The following is a 16,030-nucleotide window of genomic DNA, read 5'->3' on the forward strand; positions in this document are numbered from 1 at the left end:
GTATGCCGACGAAAGCAGATCCTTCATTATTTCGGTGAAAATTTTAACGAAACAGGCTGTAACTGCATGTGTGATAACTGCAAAAAGCCTAAAAAGCAATTTGATGCGGAAAGTCAATTGTTAACCGTTTTGAAATTTATCGAAAAATCGGGTGAAAAATTTGATGATGCACACTTGTTAAACGTATTTTTAGGTTTAGAAACCGCTCAGACCATTGCTTACGAACACAGCAAGATTCCTGAATTTGGAATCGGTAAAGAAGAAGGCGAACTGATGTGGAAATCGATTATCCGCCAGGCTGTTTTAAATAATTACCTTTTTAAAGACATTGATAATTACGGTTTATTAAAGTTAACCAAACAGGGAAGAGATTTTATTATCAACCCTTATAGCCTTAAATTCATACTAAACGAACCAATAGAGAACGGTGCTGACGATGATGATGATGATGTAAAACAGGGTACAGGTGCTTTAGATACCCATCTTTTATCCTTGCTTAAAGATCTGCGCAAAAAAATCGCGAAGCAAAAAAGCGTTCCACCATTTGTCGTTTTCCAGGATCCATCTTTAGAGGAAATGTGCACACATTATCCGATTACGATGGAAGAGCTTCGCCAGATTTCTGGTGTAGGTTCGGGTAAAGCGATGAAATTCGGGACACCTTTTATTGAACTGATCAAAAAATATGTGGAGGATAACGATATCGAACGTCCTATCGATTTGATTATTAAAACTCAGGCCAATAAATCGCAGATGAAGGTTTCGATCATTCAAAATATCGACAGACAGATTGGTTTGGAAGATATTGCCGATTCGAAAGGTATCACTTACGAAGAAATTCTGAAAGAAGTAGAATCGATTGTAAACTCTGGTACTAAACTGAACTTAAATTATTTCATTGATGAAGTAATTGATGATGATAGACAGGATGAAGTATTCGACTATTTCAGAGCAGCTGAAAGCGATTCTATCGATGAAGCACTTAACGAATTAGGCGAAACCGATTATACCCGCGAAGAAATTCAATTGATGCGGATTAAATTCATGTCAGAACTAGGAAATTAAAAATTAGGTGTGAGATAGGAGAAACTAGATTTGAGACAAACTCAGATCTCAATCTCATGCCTCACATCTCCCATCTCAACTATGCTTAACTATTTAGATAAATTAAAAAATACAGATTCAGGAAATTTCTTTTTAATGGCTGGTCCATGCGCTATTGAAGGCGAGGATATTGCCATGAGAATTGCCGAAAAGATTATTACAATTACTGATAAACTTCAGATTCCATATATTTTTAAAGGTTCGTACCGAAAAGCAAATAGAAGTAAAGGAAGTTCTTTTACAGGCATTGGCGATGAAAAAGCTTTACGCATTTTAGAACGTATTGGTAGAGAATTTGGTGTGCCAACCGTTACCGATATCCATGAAAGTGGCGAGGCCGAGATGGCAGCTGCTTATGTAGATGTATTGCAGATTCCTGCATTTTTATGTCGTCAAACTGATTTGTTAATTGCTGCAGCCGAAACCGGAAAAGTAGTAAACGTTAAAAAAGGCCAGTTCCTTTCTGCAGGTTCTATGAAATTTGCAGTTGAGAAGGTAAAAGAAGCCGGAAACAACAAAGTGATTTTAACAGATAGAGGTAATACTTTTGGTTATCAGGACCTGATTGTTGATTACCGTGGTTTACCCGAAATGCAGGGTTTCGGCGTTCCGGTAGTGATGGATTGCACACATTCCTTACAACAGCCTAATCAAAGCAGTGGTGTTACTGGTGGTAAACCAGAATTGATTTCGACTATTGCTAAAGCAGCAATTGCAGTAGGAGCAGATGGCTTATTTATTGAAACACACCCTGATCCTGCAAATGCAAAATCGGATGGTGCCAATATGTTACATTTAGACCTGTTGGAAGAAACATTAACCAAACTGATCCGAATCAGACAAGCTATATTATAATCTTGAATAATCCGAAAGTATTTCTCACTGCCGAATGGCGTAAACTGGCTTTGGCTCAGTATGCTGTAGATAAAGAAATACTTTCGAAATACTTGCCTGCACATACTGTACTGGATGATTGGCAGGGCAAGTATTATGTGAGTTTAGTTGGCTTCATGTTTGTTGATGTTAAACTCCTAGGCTTTAATATTCCCTTCTATACCAATTTTGAAGAGGTTAACTTAAGGTTCTATGTTAAATTTAAAGATGGAGATACGTGGAAAAGAGGAGTGGTATTTATTAAAGAATTTGTACCAAAGCCTGCCATCACCTTTGTAGCTAACACCATTTATAAGGAGAATTACCAAACATTTCCGATGAAACATGTTTGGATTGAACAAGAACATCAGCTTGAGGTAGATTATCGCTGGAAGAACCGAAACTGGCATAATTTTTCAGTTATAGCTTCTTCAAAGGTAGAAGAAATACAAATTGGTAGCGAAGAAGAATTTATTACGGAACATTATTGGGGCTACACCAAAATCGGAGCGAATAAAACATCTGAATATGGTGTGGAGCATCCGCGCTGGCAAGCTTATCCAGTAAAAAAGTATAATATTGATGTGGATTTCGGAATTAACTACGGAAATGATTTTTCTTTTTTAAACGAAGCTAAGCCTGATTCTGTATTCTTGGCCGAAGGCTCTGAAATAAGGGTACTAAAAGGAAAGAAGTTCTAATAGCTAAGCTAAATCGTTATCTCGACAGTAGTGTTCTAAAGGAACTCCTTCAGAGGAGAGATCTTTTTAATTCAATTAATAATTTTGCTGAAAGATCTCTCTCCCGAAAGTTCGGGATTGCACTTCAGTCGAGATGATAATCTTTTATTGAGCATTTCCAGTCCAGTGCCTTCGTCAACATGTTTGGAATGAAGGAGTTACCATTATATCCTATGATAGTCTCCGCGCCAGTTTTTAATGGCTTTTTTAATCTTATCAGGAGATAACTTATCAGCCACAGCTTTATCAACCAAAGCCAAATATTCTTCATCACTAGCAAAACGTAAAGCCATAATTTGCCCCATCCTCAGCTCACTCGGAAGTGCTTTACCAGCAAGAATGTAATAACGCAACTTTTCTTCGGCTCTTGCAGCTCTATCCTGTGCCTTAAGTGCAAACATCCGTGCCATTACAGCTATAATCGCTATCAGGAAAAATGCAAGCACAAGCAGACCCGTAATTATAGTAGGTATGGCTATGCAACAATAAATGGCAAAACCTAATCCTAAAACCGCTAAGGGTATTGTAAAAAAATGAAAAGGAGGATAAAACCTCTTGTGGTTTCCGTAATGCTGAGACATCTTGAGTTTTTCTAAGTAATACTTTATATTTTAGTAATCACGAACGAGGTTCTACGATTGTTTTTTCTTCCTGATTCAGTTTTATTATCAGCAATCGGTTTACTTGCTCCGAATCCTTTAAAAGTAAGTCTTTTCGCATCAATATCCTTTTTGATCAGGTACTCGTAAACTGCATTTGCACGGTTAAAAGATAACTTTTCATTCAGTTTATCATCGCCAACATTATCGGTATGTCCTTGAATTTCAATTTGTACGTTTTCATTTTGATGCAAAAAATCAATAAGCAGATCCAGTTCACGGATAGAGGCGGGCAAAAGATTAAACTTATTGGTATCAAAGAAAATATTTCTTAAGGTTACATTTCCACCTTGTTTTATTTTCTCGATGTAAACTTCAATCTGGTAAGGTTTATTGATATCTCCTGCCCTGAGCTCAAAGTTTTCAGAGTAAAACATGTAACCTTCGGCATTTACATTAAACAGATAATTGCTCCCAACAGGCATTACCGCTAAAAACTGACCGGTTTCTGGATCAGTATAATCATCGAAAACAGTTTTATTGCTTTTCAAATCTACCACCTGAACATTACTTTCGATCGTTTTTTTAGTATCCCGGTCTCTTACTATTCCTTTTACATAAGAAATCTTGAGCGGTTTAGCAACTTCAGGAATTCCAAAGCTATAAATATCCTGTAAACCAAATCCTCCTTTTAAATTCGAAGAAAACAAACCGAAACTTCCATCAGCACTTACTACCAAACCACTTTCATCTTCATAAGAATTGATCGGATACCCCATATTGGTGGGCTTTTGCCATCTACCATCATTTTCCTGCCGGCTGTAATAAATATCTTTGTTTCCGAAACCTGGCCAACCATCAGAAGAAAAATACAAGGTTTTACCGTCTACATGTAGAAAAGGGGTGTTCTCATCGAAAGCGGTATTGATATCTGGACCAAGATTAATGGCTGGTCCCCATTTGGCATCATCGGTAATGGTGCTTTTCCAGATATCGTAACCTCCAGATCCGCCCGGTCTGTTACTTATAAAATACAAAGTTCTTCCATCAGGACTGATTGCCGGTTGTGATTCCCAATATTCTGAATTAACGGGTTTGCCAATATTATAAGGTTCACCCCAATCTTTTCCTTCACGGTGTGAAACATAAATATCACATCTACCTAGACCATCCGGTCGGTTGCATCCAGTAAAAAAAAGGTACTTCCCATCAGGTGAAATGGTTTGCGCCCCTTCATTGTATCGGGCAGTATTTATTTTGCTGGATAAGGGAGTAGCGACATCCCATTTACTGTTTTTAAGCTGTGATGTCCAGAAATCTTCATTACCATTTACCTGGCGGGTAAAAACCAAGGTTTCGCCATCAGCAGTTATGGAAGGAAAGTACTCAGCATTTGTTGTATTTACACCTTCACCTAAATTTGTTGGACTATATTTTACGGGTTTATTAATTGCTGTGGCAGCGAAATCACAATCTAAAAGATATTTCTTTGCTCTTCTTGCTCTATCAGATGAAGGATCTAATATCAAAAATTCATTAAAATGCTGTTTCGATTTTAAATAATCCTGACTTGCAAATTCGGTTTCAGCCAAGCCATAAATTACAGCCGGAGCTACCGTTTTATTGATCAATATGGCTTTTTCGTAAGCGGCTTTGGCATCAGCATACTTTTTTTGTGTTTTATAAACGCCAGCAAGCACAATGTAGGCATTTTGAAATAACGGATCAGCTTCAACTGCACTTTTTAATACCTGTTCGGCAGCAGCATAATCCAATTTATCAATAAATGGACCTGCTTTCTCAAAAAAAACCTGTGCTTTTTTATTCAGGGAGCTTTGCCCAAAACAATAAATACTCAGTATGCTAAAGAAGAGGACTAAGCGAAATTTCATTACATTAACATTTGGTTATAAAGCTAATGTATTGTTTTTAAGGAATATTTAAAAATTTGTGCGTTTGTAATGAAATTTCCCATTTTGGGTTTGCCATTACATAATCAATAATTAATGGTGTAATTTCTTTTGATTTAGACCATTCGGGCTGGAGATATAGTTTACAGGTAGGAGATACCATCGCCGCGTATTCTTCAGCCCATTTAAAATCGCTTTTGTTAAAAACGATCACTTTTAATTCGTGCGCAAAAGGCGTAATATCCGGCCTTGGTGCTTTAAATTTCTTTGGTGATAAACAGATCCAGTCCCAATTTCCAGAAAGAGGGTAAGCACCAGATGTTTCGATAAAGGTAAGAATACCTCTTTCTTTTAATTTGTTGGTTAAATAATCCAGGTTATAAATCAAGGGTTCACCACCGGTAATTACAACAGCCTTACCAGGGAATTTATCGGCGTTTTCAACAATTACATCTGAAGCCGTAAGTGGGTGCATTTCGGCATCCCAGCTTTCTTTCACATCGCACCAATGGCAGCCTACATCGCAGCCCCCTAAACGGATAAAATAAGCTGCTTTACCAGTATTAAATCCTTCGCCCTGTATGGTATAAAATTCTTCCATTAAAGGAAGTAATGTGCCGTCTTCTGGTATATCTTGTTTCATTTTTGAGGATGCAAATATCCTAAAAAAATATGGTGATGCTGTTCCTCTTTTAAAATTTAATGCAAAGATGAAATAAGACTGATATTTATTTGCCGTATTTTAGCTGTATGAAGTGGTTTAAGGCGCTAAATAATAATCAAATACCCCGTCCTGATACAATTAAAACAATTGAAGTTGCGGGAAAACAAATTTGTTTGATTAATAATGAAGACAAAATTACCGCAACCCAATCGCATTGTCCGCATGCTGGAGGGCATTTTAGTGGTGGCTGGTGCAAAAACGGGCACCTGGTTTGTCCAATCCATCGGTACGAATACAGTTTAACCACGGGAAGGGGAGCAGAGGGACAAGGTGACTATATCAACATCTATCCAACGGAATTACGCGAAGATGGCCTCTATATCGGTTTTGAAGAAAGCTGGTGGAGTAAACTTTGGGGGTGATTGGTTCACTAATTCATTTGTCATTAGTTTATTGGTGAATTCCCGCCTAACAAAAAAAGCGGCTCAATTTCTTGAACCGCCTTTGATATTTCTTCTGCAATGGGTTTACCTTAAACCCTCCACCTTTCAACCTTCTACCGCTAAGCGTATATCTCTTTTCTAGCCGATGCTAAAGTATTTTTCAATAAACCAACAATAGTCATTAAACCCACACCACCAGGAACAGGCGTAATGTATGAAGCCTTAGGTGCTACGTTTTCGAAATCTACATCACCATATAACTTAAAGCCAGATTTGGTTTCGGCAGAGGTTTCGCGGTTAATACCTACATCGATAATAATGGCGCCAGGTTTTACCATATCAGCCGTAACAAAATTCTTTTTACCAATAGCGGCAATCACAATATCAGCTTGGAGAACCTGTTCTTTTAAATCTTTGGTACGTGAGTGGGTAAGTGTTACGGTACAATTGCCCGGATTGGCATTGCGGGCCATTAAAATGCTCATTGGACTACCTACAATATTACTACGGCCAACAACAACACAGTGCATTCCTGTAGTGTCGATACCATACTCTTGTAACATCAATAGAATACCATAAGGTGTAGCCGGGATAAAGCAAGGCAGGTTGCGCATCATTCTACCCAAATTTACCGGGTGGAAACCATCCACATCTTTACGGTGATCGATCTTTTCAGTAACTTTCTCCGGATCAATGTGTTTTGGCAAAGGCAATTGAACAATTAAGCCATCTACATCTTCATCCTGATTAATTTCTTCAATTTTCGCCAATAACTCAGCTTCTGTTACTGAGTTGTCATATCTGTGAAGTGAAGATTTGAAACCGACTTTTTCACAGTTTTTCATCTTACTGGCCACATAAGTTTCGCTACCACCATCATTGCCAACTAAAATGGCAACTAGGTGTGGCTTGCGACCACTTTTATTTAAAAATTCGGCAGCTTCCTCTGCAATTTGAACTTTAACTTTTTCTGATACGTATTTACCGTCTAATAATTTCATTCTAAAAGTATCGAGTAGTGAGAATCAAGTATCAAGACCAATGGTCAACTCAATCATCACTGTGCTTTAACTATATTTTTATCTTGATACCTAATACTGGTATCTTGATACTATGTATTAATCTAATTTCAAAACCGCCATAAATGCACTTTGTGGAATCTCTACGTTTCCAACCTGGCGCATACGTTTTTTACCTTTTTTCTGTTTCTCCAATAACTTACGCTTACGGGAAATATCACCACCATAACATTTAGCCGTTACATCTTTACGTAAAGCACTCAATGTTTCGCGGGCAATAACTTTGGCACCAATAGAAGCCTGTATTTTAATCTCGAATTGTTGACGAGGGATTAATTCTCTTAACTTTTCGCAAATTTTCTTTCCGAAATCGTAAGCATTGCTACGGTGGATCAGAGATGATAACGCATCAACAGGCTCATCGTTTAACAATAAATCTAATCGTACCAAATCAGATTTACGATAACCAATTTGATGATAATCAAACGAAGCGTATCCTTTAGAAAGTGTTTTTAACCTGTCATAGAAGTCGAATACAATTTCGGCCATTGGCATTTCGAAAACCAATTCAACCCTGTCTGACGTTAGATATGACTGATTAATAATCGCTCCTCGTTTTTGGATACAAAGCGACATTATTGGACCAACAAAGTCAGCCTTGGTAATAATATTTGCTTTAATGTAAGGTTCTTCAACAGAATCCAATTTACTTGGATCTGGCAAATCAGATGGATTATTTACGATAAACTCATCACCTTTTGTAGTGTGTGCAATGTACGATACGTTGGGAACCGTTGTAATTACAGTCATGTCGAACTCGCGTTCTAAACGCTCCTGGATAATTTCCATATGCAGCATTCCTAAGAAACCACAACGGAAACCAAAGCCTAATGCTGCAGAACTTTCAGGCTCGAAAACGATAGAAGCATCGTTCAGTTGCAACTTGTGCATCGCTTCACGAAGTTCTTCAAATTCATCCGTATCAACAGGGTAAATACCTGCAAAAACCATTGGTTTAACCTCTTCGAAACCTTGAATGGCATCTAGTGAAGGCCTCGCCACAGTCGTAATTGTATCACCAACTTTAACCTCTCTGGCTTCTTTAATTCCAGAAATAATGTAACCAACATCTCCGGTTTTTACCACACTGCGCGGTGACATATCTAGTTTCAAAATCCCGACTTCATCAGCCAGGTATTCTTTTCCAGTATTGATAAATTTAACTTTATCGCCTTTTTTAATTTCGCCGTTTACTACTTTATAATAAGCGATGATTCCTCTGAATGAGTTGAAAACAGAGTCGAAAATTAAAGCTTGCAAAGGCGCTTCCGGATCACCAACCGGAGCTGGAACCCGGTCAACAATTGCCTGGATAATATCAGGGATACCCATACCGGTTTTACCCGATGCAGGAATAATATCTTCTCGTTTACATCCAATTAAATCAATAATCTGGTCTTTTACTTCCTCAGGCATTGCCCCAGGTAAATCCATTTTATTTAAAATCGGAATAATTTCAAGGTCGTGTTCAAGTGCTAAATATAAGTTCGAAATGGTCTGTGCCTGAATACCTTGCGAGGCATCGACAATAAGCAATGCACCCTCACAGGCAGCGATAGAACGCGAAACTTCGTACGAAAAATCTACGTGTCCAGGTGTATCAATCAGGTTGAAATTATATTCAATATCACCTACTTTATAGTTCATTTGTATGGCATGACTTTTAATTGTTATGCCTCTCTCACGCTCTAAATCCATGTTATCGAGCAATTGTGCCTGCGCCTCACGCTTTGAAATTGTCTCGGTATATTCTAATAACCTATCAGCCAAGGTACTTTTACCATGGTCAATATGTGCAATAATGCAAAAATTACGTATATGCTTCATCTTTGCGCAAAGATATGCTTTTTAAGGTAATTTTTAATCTAGAAAATATCTACTCCAAGCACTATGATTTGAAAAGCAGGTACAGTGGCTTTTCTATTACTGTAGACCTGCTTTCCCCTTTACTCCGTGTACGCTCCAATCAGGTTTATTTTATCAGAGACAGTAGTGCTTTTAAAAATTTATTAGTACGGATTATAAAAATTGAGTAAAAGATAAAAGAGATGCACACAGCTATCTTACCTATGTTTATCTGTGTGCATCTGTGGTTAAATTCTGTATAGGTTTAACCTAAACCATCGTTTTTTTCCATTTACCCTTTTTAAACAAGATATAGGCAGCTATCGCAATACCTGCTTCCGCTGTTGGGATGGCAATAAAAACACCTGTTGGGCCCATTTCAAAAAATTTGGCCAAAAAGTAAGCCAAAGGAATCTGGAACAACCAAAAGGCAAAAACATTAATTTTGGTAGGTGTCCAGGTATCGCCAGCGCCATTAAACGCACTACTGAATACCATTGCAGCTCCATAAATGACAAAACCAATGCTTAAAATTTTTAAAGCTTTGCTTGCAACGGCAATCACATTTTCATCTGATGTAAAAAATGCCGCGAACAAATGCCCACAGGTTAAGAACAGTACACTTACAACTGCCATGAAAATAATAATGTATTTCAAGGTTTGGAATACCGACTTTTCAGCACGATCTATATGGCCTGCGCCCAAATTTTGTCCAACCAAAGTAGCAGCTGCATTGCTTAAGCCCCAGGCTGGTAACATAAAAAACATCATCAACCGTAGTGCTGTTTGGTAACCTGCCGATCCTGTATCACCACCAGTAGTGGCAACAAGCTCTGCCAAAAACACCCAGCTACAGCTTGCAATTACGAACTGGAAAATAGCTGGAGCGGCAATCTTAACGATCGCTTTTATCTGGGTAAAATCAGGCAAGAAGTGACTAATGCGTATTTTTAATATGTTTTTACCACTAAACAGATTGTAAACCTGATAAGTAACCCCTAAACCACGACCAATGGTGGTGGCAATTGCAGCGCCCGTTAAACCGAATGCCGGTACTGGCCCAAAACCATTAATAAAAATAGGGCAGAGGATGATGTTCGCAATATTGGCGATCCACAAACTCCGCATTGCGATGGCCGCATTACCTGCACCACGAAAAATCCCATTGATTAGGAATAAGAGAACAATAATAATACTTCCTCCCATCATAATCCGAACAAACGGAACGCCTTGATCAGCTGTTTCAGTTGAAGCACCCATGAGCAATAGAATATCTCTTGCGTAAATTAAGCCTAGAATACTGATTATCATATTAACTAAAACCGCAATTAAAATCGTCTGCATACCAGCTTTTGATGCTGCTTCTGGATTTTTCTCACCAATTCTCCTGGCAACCACCGCTGTTGCTGCCATACTCAACCCGATGGCCAATGAGTAAATAATGGTTAACACAGATTCCGTTAAACCAACGGTTTGTATAGCATGACTACTATTTTCTAAATGGCCAACAAAATATAGATCGACTAAGGCAAAAACCGATTCCATAGCCATTTCGAGCATCATTGGAATAGCCAATAAAATAATTGCGCGTTTGATACTAATTGAAGTTAAATCAACTTCGTGCCCTTTTAAAGATTGAACAAGAATATCGAAAAAAGACGAAAGTTTGCCCTGCGTCTTTGTTGATTGTGACATATAATAATAAAATAAAGTGTAATGTATAAACCAATGATACGCCTTTTTAGCGTACATATCTAAAAATTGAAATAGGAGGGAATCCTCGGTTATTTAGAACCTCAAACGGATTGCAGATACTATCATGGCTCTGGTCTTTTTGATGCAACAAAGATAGATAAAATTTCGAATTGTCAAATTTAGATGACTAATTTTTATTGAAGTGATTAATTTTTTATCGTTGATCCATGATCCGTGTCTCACAGACCATCAGGGTTGGATTTTCGACTGTTTTTTATCACGGAGACTATTTTAATAGCTGTCAGTCTGAGCGTAGTCGAAGACTTATATACTGTATGCTTTAATCATTTCTTCTGAAACCTTTGTTCCACGGCCTGTCCCCAGATCAATTAATACATAATCAAAAATGCCATCTGAAGCCACCTTGCCAGTTTTTTGATTAATGATTTCAAACTGAACCGAACAACCTTTATCGTTCATCGTTAAAATCCCCGTCCTGATTAGCATTAGGTCGTTCATTAGCAGTGGGCGTTTAAAATTAATGTCAACATGGCTTACAACCCAGCCCAGCCCCTGTTTGGTAAAATGCTCCCAAGGCATGCCATAGAATTTTTCCATTTGCTCATAACGTGCTGCCAGTACATAATCTAAGTATTTACTGTTGTGTACGTGGTTAAACATATCGATATCATCCGGACGAACACGTAATTCACTTTCAAAAATGCTGTATTGATTTTTTTCCAAGGGTAAATGTTTTGTGCAAAAGTATTAATAATGACTGAATGTAAAGTATTACTTGACAAATGTGAACATGGTGTAATGTATTACTTGACAATTTTTCGTATTTTTGATATGAAATGGGAAAACTCAAACTATATGATATCAATACTCCACGCGAAACAATTGTTGAGGAACGCGATGCTATTTATTTGAGTCGCACCCCTGAGCAGCGTTTTTTTAGCGTTCTGCAGCTTAATAATATTTCGGTTACCATGAATGGCGGCAAGCCACTAAAATCTCCGCAAGGCAAAGGGCTTGTAATCCGTAAGCCATCAATTTAATTGGTTTATGTCTTTTGATAAAGAAAATCCTGAAATGCTTTTGTTATTAGAAACATTTGAGCATTTTAACGTCAATTATCTAATTGTTGGCGGCTTTGCCGTTAACCGATATGGTTATAACCGTACTACAGGCGATTTAGATATCTACTTAAAAGACACAAAAGAGAACAGGCAAAACCTTATTTACGCTTTAGATAAAATGGGTTACGGCCGGTACGATATGTTGTTAGACGTTCCAATTATAGCAGGCTATTGTGAAGTCTTAATGGATGATGGCATGTATGCAGATCTAATGACCGATATCCCTGGGTTGGATAAACAGAAATTTAATGAGTATTTTGAAATGGCTACAGTTGATGAAATAAATGGAATTAAAGCCAGATTTCTTCATTATAACCACCTTTTAGACAATAAGCGGGCAACAAACAGACCTAAAGATCAATTGGACGTTTTGGAATTAGAGCGCATTAATAAAAGAAATTAAGTTAATTGCAACGTCTTTGTTCCTAAACCGGACTTAGGGCGAGAGGGCAGCAAGCGGTGAAAAACCAAATTTGCTTTTCTAAAAATGATAATTGACAATTAAATTTAATTAATTTCCTCTGGTTCAGCTTTATCATTACTGATAAAACGCCATTCCTGCCCGTAAAGCGATTTATATTGAACCATAATTTTAATATTGGCTTTTTCTACAAGTGGCCCAAGGCGCTCATCATTTATGTTTATCAGACTTAACTTTTCGCCGACAGGCAAAATTTCGTTTTTCCAAAGATTAGTCAGCACTACAGATTTGGTAGAGGCTAATTTGTTATCCTTTTTTATTTGTTTAAGAATTTCAGCTACATTCTCATAACGTTTATTTTTGTAATAAAAACTATAATCGAATACTAAGGCGGGACCTAAGCCTTGATTTACAATCAGAAATTCATAATGATAATTATCTTCACCGTTTTTTTTGATGTCAGAAAAACTATTTGAATAACTCATAAGCAGTGGTTTTACAGATGCATACTGCTGAACCTTTTGCAACCTGGTTTGATATAGAGTTATAATAATGGCACAAACACTGGTTACAATGGCACACAAACCAACCACAGTGTTTAATGATAATTTGGGCTTATTTTGAGCTTTCGGCATATCTCATTAGGTTGTAAAATCAATCTAAAATAGAAAATATCAGTTGTTGAACCTATAAGATGATAAATATTTCTAAAACAAGATAATATTATAAACAACAAGCACTTGCTTATAAATAAAAATAGCCTTATCTTTGCGCCACAATTAATTAATTTTTTATTGCTTTAATATTATTCAAGAATGTATTTAAGTCCAGAGAAAAAAGCTGTAATCTTTAAAGAACACGGCAAAGTAGAAACCAACACTGGTTCTGCAGAAGGTCAAGTAGCGTTATTTACATACCGTATTGCGCACTTAACAGAACACTTAAAGAAAAATCGTAAAGATTTCTCTACCCAGTTGTCACTTCAAAAATTGGTAGGTAAACGCCGCGGTATTTTGGCTTACCTATACAAAAAAGATATTGAGCGCTATCGTGCTATCATCAAAGCTTTATCGCTTCGTGATATCATCAAACAAAAATAAGCGCAAGTTTATCAATAAAAGCCATTCTTTAGGGAATGGCTTTTTAATTCCCTGTTATTTTTTTAACGGGTTTTATTATAGATAGGCTTTTTTAATCCTATCTTCGTTTGCAAAAACAAATACATATATAAACAACGGTGTGTAGAAAGAGGAAAACACACCATAATTCTATTTAAATGAATGTAATAAAAAAATCGTTCGATTTGGGCGATGGCAGAATTGTAGAAATTGAAACCGGTAAATTGGCTAAACAAGCTGATGGTTCGGTTGTAGTAAAAATGGGCGATACCATGTTGTTAGCAACTGTCGTATCAACTGTTGGTGCTAAACCAGGTACTGATTTTTTACCTTTATCGGTTGATTATCAGGAAAAATATGCGGCTACTGGTCGTATTCCAGGAGGCTTTTTACGTCGTGAGGCAAGATTATCCGATTACGAGGTATTAATCTCTCGTTTGGTGGATAGAGCTTTACGCCCAATGTTTCCAAGTGATTATCACTCTGATACACAGGTGATGATTTCTTTAATCTCTGCTGATAAAGATATTATGCCTGATTGTTTAGCAGGTTTAGCAGCATCAGCTGCATTATCAGTATCTGATATTCCTTTCAACGGTCCAATTTCTGAAGTACGTGTTGCTAAAATTGATGGTAAATTGGTAATCAATCCATTAGCTAGCCAGTTAGAGCGTGCAACTTTAGAGTTTATGGTTGCTGGCTCGGCTAACGATATAGGTATGGTTGAAGGTGAGTGTGATGAAATTCAGGAAGACGAAATGGTTGAGGCTTTAAAATTTGCACACGATGCAATTAAAGTTCAATGTGCTATTCAAGTTGAATTAACTGAGGCTACTGGCAAAACCGTTAAACGCGAATACAGCCACGAAGACCATGATGCTGATTTAAAAGCTAAGGTTTATGCTGATACTTACGATAAAGTTTATGCTGTAGCAAAAGCTGGTGGCAATAAAGATGTTCGTAAAGAAGGTTTCACTGCGATCATTAACGAATTCTTCGAGGCAATGCCAGAAGATACTGCAGATTTAACTAAAGCGATGGCTAAACATTATTATCATGATGTTCAGTATGATGCTATCAGAAACCTATTGTTAGATGAAGGTATCCGTTTAGATGGTCGTAAGACTACCGAAATCCGTCCGATCTGGAGTGAAGTTGGTTATTTACCTGCTGCTCACGGTTCGGCAGTATTTACACGTGGCGAAACACAATCATTAACTTCAGTTACTTTAGGTAGCAAAGATGATGAGCAAATGATTGATGGTGCTTTCTTTAATGGTTACAACAAGTTCTTATTGCACTATAATTTCCCTGGTTTCTCAACTGGTGAGGTTAGACCAAACAGAGGCGCTGGCCGTCGCGAAATTGGTCACGGTGCTTTAGCACAACGTTCATTAAAAAAAGTATTGCCTCAAGGTGAAGCAAATCCTTATACTATCCGTGTTGTTTCTGATATCTTAGAATCTAATGGTTCATCATCAATGGCAACTGTTTGTGCTGGTACATTAGCATTAATGGATGCAGGTATTAAAATCAAATCTCCAGTTTCAGGTATCGCAATGGGCTTAATTACCGATGAGAAAACTGGTAAATATGCAATCCTTTCTGATATTTTAGGTGATGAAGATCACTTAGGTGATATGGACTTTAAAGTAACTGGTACTGAACATGGTATCGTTGCTTGTCAAATGGACTTAAAAATCAATGGTTTATCTTATGAAGTTTTAACTAAAGCTTTGTTACAGGCTAAAGATGGTCGTTTACACATCTTAAACGAGATGAAGAAAACCATCAGCACACCTAATGAAGATTACAAACCACATGCGCCACGTATTGTTTCTTTAACTATTGATAAAGAATTTATCGGTGCAATTATCGGCCCAGGAGGTAAAATTATCCAGGAAATGCAACGCGAAACCGGTGCTTCAATCTCTATCGAAGAAGTTGACGGTAAGGGTATTGTAGAAGTATTTGCAGATAACAAAGCAGCTATTGATGCAGCGGTTACCCGTATCCGTAATATCGTAGCTAAGCCAGAAATCGGCGAAGTTTACCAGGGTAAAGTAAAATCAATTATGCCATTCGGTGCATTTGTTGAAGTTATGCCAGGTAAAGATGGCTTATTGCACATCTCTGAAATTTCATGGGAACGTTTAGAAACTATGGACGGTGTATTAAAAGAAGGTGATAAAATCGAGGTTAAATTATTAGACATCGATAAACAAGGTAAAATGAAACTTTCCCGTAAAGTTTTATTGCCAAGACCAGAAAAACCCGCTGCGCCACAAGCGTAATGATCGATACGTCATGCTGAACTTGATTCAGCATCTGTTTAATAGACCCTGAAATAAATTCAGGGTGACGGACACAAATAATAAAACCCTTTCAGTTTTTACT

General features: G+C 37.5%; 16 protein-coding genes. 8 read left to right on the forward strand and 8 right to left on the reverse strand.

From position 1 onward, the window contains the following. From ASU31_RS20785 to ASU31_RS20795, 3 genes are all read left to right on the forward strand, one after another. Positions 1 to 1,065 (forward strand): RQC domain-containing protein (locus ASU31_RS20785; protein WP_209435029.1); only part of this gene is annotated, 1,065 nt, incomplete at its 5' end. A gap of 81 nt (positions 1,066 to 1,146) precedes the next feature. Further along, complete coding sequence (gene kdsA / locus ASU31_RS20790) at positions 1,147 to 1,959, forward strand: 3-deoxy-8-phosphooctulonate synthase (protein WP_057934195.1); 813 nt, start codon at positions 1,147 to 1,149, stop codon at positions 1,957 to 1,959. 2 nt (positions 1,960 to 1,961) lie between these two features. Further along, on the forward strand, positions 1,962 to 2,678 hold the full coding sequence (locus ASU31_RS20795; RefSeq protein ID WP_057934196.1) for a YqjF family protein: 717 nt from the start codon (positions 1,962 to 1,964) through the stop codon (positions 2,676 to 2,678). Between the two features lie 203 nt (positions 2,679 to 2,881). Here ASU31_RS20795 and ASU31_RS20800 read toward each other — a convergent pair whose 3' ends face one another. The 3 genes from ASU31_RS20800 to ASU31_RS20810 are packed head-to-tail and all read right to left on the reverse strand — an operon-like array spanning position 2,882 to position 5,869. Next, on the reverse strand, positions 2,882 to 3,298 hold the full coding sequence (locus tag ASU31_RS20800; RefSeq protein WP_057934197.1) for a DUF6526 family protein: 417 nt from the start codon (positions 3,296 to 3,298) through the stop codon (positions 2,882 to 2,884). 23 nt (positions 3,299 to 3,321) lie between these two features. Then, positions 3,322 to 5,208 (reverse strand): OmpA family protein, encoded by a 1,887-nt coding sequence (locus tag ASU31_RS20805; protein ID WP_057934198.1) that lies wholly within the window; start codon positions 5,206 to 5,208, stop codon positions 3,322 to 3,324. 37 nt (positions 5,209 to 5,245) lie between these two features. Next, the gene (locus ASU31_RS20810) at positions 5,246 to 5,869 is read right to left on the reverse strand and encodes a 7-carboxy-7-deazaguanine synthase QueE (RefSeq protein WP_057934199.1); all 624 of its coding nucleotides are present in this window, start codon (positions 5,867 to 5,869) and stop codon (positions 5,246 to 5,248) included. 107 nt (positions 5,870 to 5,976) lie between these two features. On the opposite strand from ASU31_RS20810, the gene ASU31_RS20815 reads away from it, so the two are divergent. Beyond that, positions 5,977 to 6,312, forward strand: coding sequence for a Rieske (2Fe-2S) protein (locus ASU31_RS20815; RefSeq protein WP_029275153.1), 336 nt, complete (start codon positions 5,977 to 5,979; stop codon positions 6,310 to 6,312). A 140-nt stretch (positions 6,313 to 6,452) separates the two neighbouring features. Here ASU31_RS20815 and ASU31_RS20820 read toward each other — a convergent pair whose 3' ends face one another. The 4 genes from ASU31_RS20820 to ASU31_RS20840 form a co-directional block, all read right to left on the reverse strand. Beyond that, the gene (locus ASU31_RS20820; protein WP_057934200.1) at positions 6,453 to 7,334 is read right to left on the reverse strand and encodes a bifunctional 5,10-methylenetetrahydrofolate dehydrogenase/5,10-methenyltetrahydrofolate cyclohydrolase; all 882 of its coding nucleotides are present in this window, start codon (positions 7,332 to 7,334) and stop codon (positions 6,453 to 6,455) included. A gap of 117 nt (positions 7,335 to 7,451) precedes the next feature. Beyond that, entirely contained in the window at positions 7,452 to 9,239 is a 1,788-nt protein-coding gene (gene lepA, locus ASU31_RS20825) for a translation elongation factor 4 (protein ID WP_029275149.1), read from the reverse strand. Between the two features lie 288 nt (positions 9,240 to 9,527). Further along, positions 9,528 to 10,952 carry an MATE family efflux transporter gene (locus tag ASU31_RS20835; RefSeq protein ID WP_057934202.1) on the reverse strand — a complete coding sequence of 475 codons (1,425 nt, stop codon included), beginning with the start codon at positions 10,950 to 10,952 and terminating at the stop codon, positions 9,528 to 9,530. Between the two features lie 324 nt (positions 10,953 to 11,276). Next, positions 11,277 to 11,696, reverse strand: coding sequence for an acyl-CoA thioesterase (locus ASU31_RS20840; RefSeq protein ID WP_057934203.1), 420 nt, complete (start codon positions 11,694 to 11,696; stop codon positions 11,277 to 11,279). A 113-nt stretch (positions 11,697 to 11,809) separates the two neighbouring features. Here ASU31_RS20840 and ASU31_RS20845 point away from each other — a divergent pair, with 113 nt between their 5' ends. Together ASU31_RS20845 and ASU31_RS20850 are read left to right on the forward strand one after the other, a co-directional pair. Then, the gene (locus ASU31_RS20845; RefSeq protein ID WP_057934204.1) at positions 11,810 to 12,013 is read left to right on the forward strand and encodes a hypothetical protein; all 204 of its coding nucleotides are present in this window, start codon (positions 11,810 to 11,812) and stop codon (positions 12,011 to 12,013) included. A gap of 7 nt (positions 12,014 to 12,020) precedes the next feature. After that, positions 12,021 to 12,497 carry a hypothetical protein gene (locus ASU31_RS20850; protein ID WP_057934205.1) on the forward strand — a complete coding sequence of 159 codons (477 nt, stop codon included), beginning with the start codon at positions 12,021 to 12,023 and terminating at the stop codon, positions 12,495 to 12,497. Between the two features lie 104 nt (positions 12,498 to 12,601). On the opposite strand, the gene ASU31_RS20855 is transcribed toward ASU31_RS20850, so the two are convergent. After that, entirely contained in the window at positions 12,602 to 13,000 is a 399-nt protein-coding gene (locus ASU31_RS20855) for a hypothetical protein (protein ID WP_157258163.1), read from the reverse strand. Between the two features lie 330 nt (positions 13,001 to 13,330). On the opposite strand from ASU31_RS20855, the gene rpsO reads away from it, so the two are divergent. Together rpsO and pnp are read left to right on the forward strand one after the other, a co-directional pair. Then, entirely contained in the window at positions 13,331 to 13,615 is a 285-nt protein-coding gene (rpsO, locus tag ASU31_RS20860) for a 30S ribosomal protein S15 (protein ID WP_029275143.1), read from the forward strand. 176 nt (positions 13,616 to 13,791) lie between these two features. Next, on the forward strand, positions 13,792 to 15,927 hold the full coding sequence (gene pnp / locus ASU31_RS20865; RefSeq protein WP_057934207.1) for a polyribonucleotide nucleotidyltransferase: 2,136 nt from the start codon (positions 13,792 to 13,794) through the stop codon (positions 15,925 to 15,927). The last annotated feature ends 103 nt before the right edge of the window (positions 15,928 to 16,030 follow it).

It is taken from the genome of Pedobacter ginsenosidimutans, from assembly GCF_001442625.1.
GTDB classification, from domain to species: Bacteria; Bacteroidota; Bacteroidia; order Sphingobacteriales; family Sphingobacteriaceae; genus Pedobacter; species Pedobacter ginsenosidimutans.

What these genes read in the sequence shown, in the direction of transcription:
- ASU31_RS20855 (WP_157258163.1), bottom strand. Translation starts at nt 13,000, where the DNA reads ATGAGTTATTCAAATAGTTTTTCTGACATCAAAAAAAACGGTGAAGAT.
- rpsO (WP_029275143.1), top strand. Translation starts at nt 13,331, where the DNA reads ATGTATTTAAGTCCAGAGAAAAAAGCTGTAATCTTTAAAGAACACGGC.
- ASU31_RS20805 (WP_057934198.1), bottom strand. Translation starts at nt 5,208, where the DNA reads ATGAAATTTCGCTTAGTCCTCTTCTTTAGCATACTGAGTATTTATTGT.
- lepA (WP_029275149.1), bottom strand. Translation starts at nt 9,239, where the DNA reads ATGAAGCATATACGTAATTTTTGCATTATTGCACATATTGACCATGGT.
- ASU31_RS20815 (WP_029275153.1), top strand. Translation starts at nt 5,977, where the DNA reads ATGAAGTGGTTTAAGGCGCTAAATAATAATCAAATACCCCGTCCTGAT.
- ASU31_RS20850 (WP_057934205.1), top strand. Translation starts at nt 12,021, where the DNA reads ATGTCTTTTGATAAAGAAAATCCTGAAATGCTTTTGTTATTAGAAACA.
- pnp (WP_057934207.1), top strand. Translation starts at nt 13,792, where the DNA reads ATGAATGTAATAAAAAAATCGTTCGATTTGGGCGATGGCAGAATTGTA.
- ASU31_RS20835 (WP_057934202.1), bottom strand. Translation starts at nt 10,952, where the DNA reads ATGTCACAATCAACAAAGACGCAGGGCAAACTTTCGTCTTTTTTCGAT.
- ASU31_RS20845 (WP_057934204.1), top strand. Translation starts at nt 11,810, where the DNA reads ATGGGAAAACTCAAACTATATGATATCAATACTCCACGCGAAACAATT.
- ASU31_RS20810 (WP_057934199.1), bottom strand. Translation starts at nt 5,869, where the DNA reads ATGAAACAAGATATACCAGAAGACGGCACATTACTTCCTTTAATGGAA.
- ASU31_RS20800 (WP_057934197.1), bottom strand. Translation starts at nt 3,298, where the DNA reads ATGTCTCAGCATTACGGAAACCACAAGAGGTTTTATCCTCCTTTTCAT.
- ASU31_RS20820 (WP_057934200.1), bottom strand. Translation starts at nt 7,334, where the DNA reads ATGAAATTATTAGACGGTAAATACGTATCAGAAAAAGTTAAAGTTCAA.
- kdsA (WP_057934195.1), top strand. Translation starts at nt 1,147, where the DNA reads ATGCTTAACTATTTAGATAAATTAAAAAATACAGATTCAGGAAATTTC.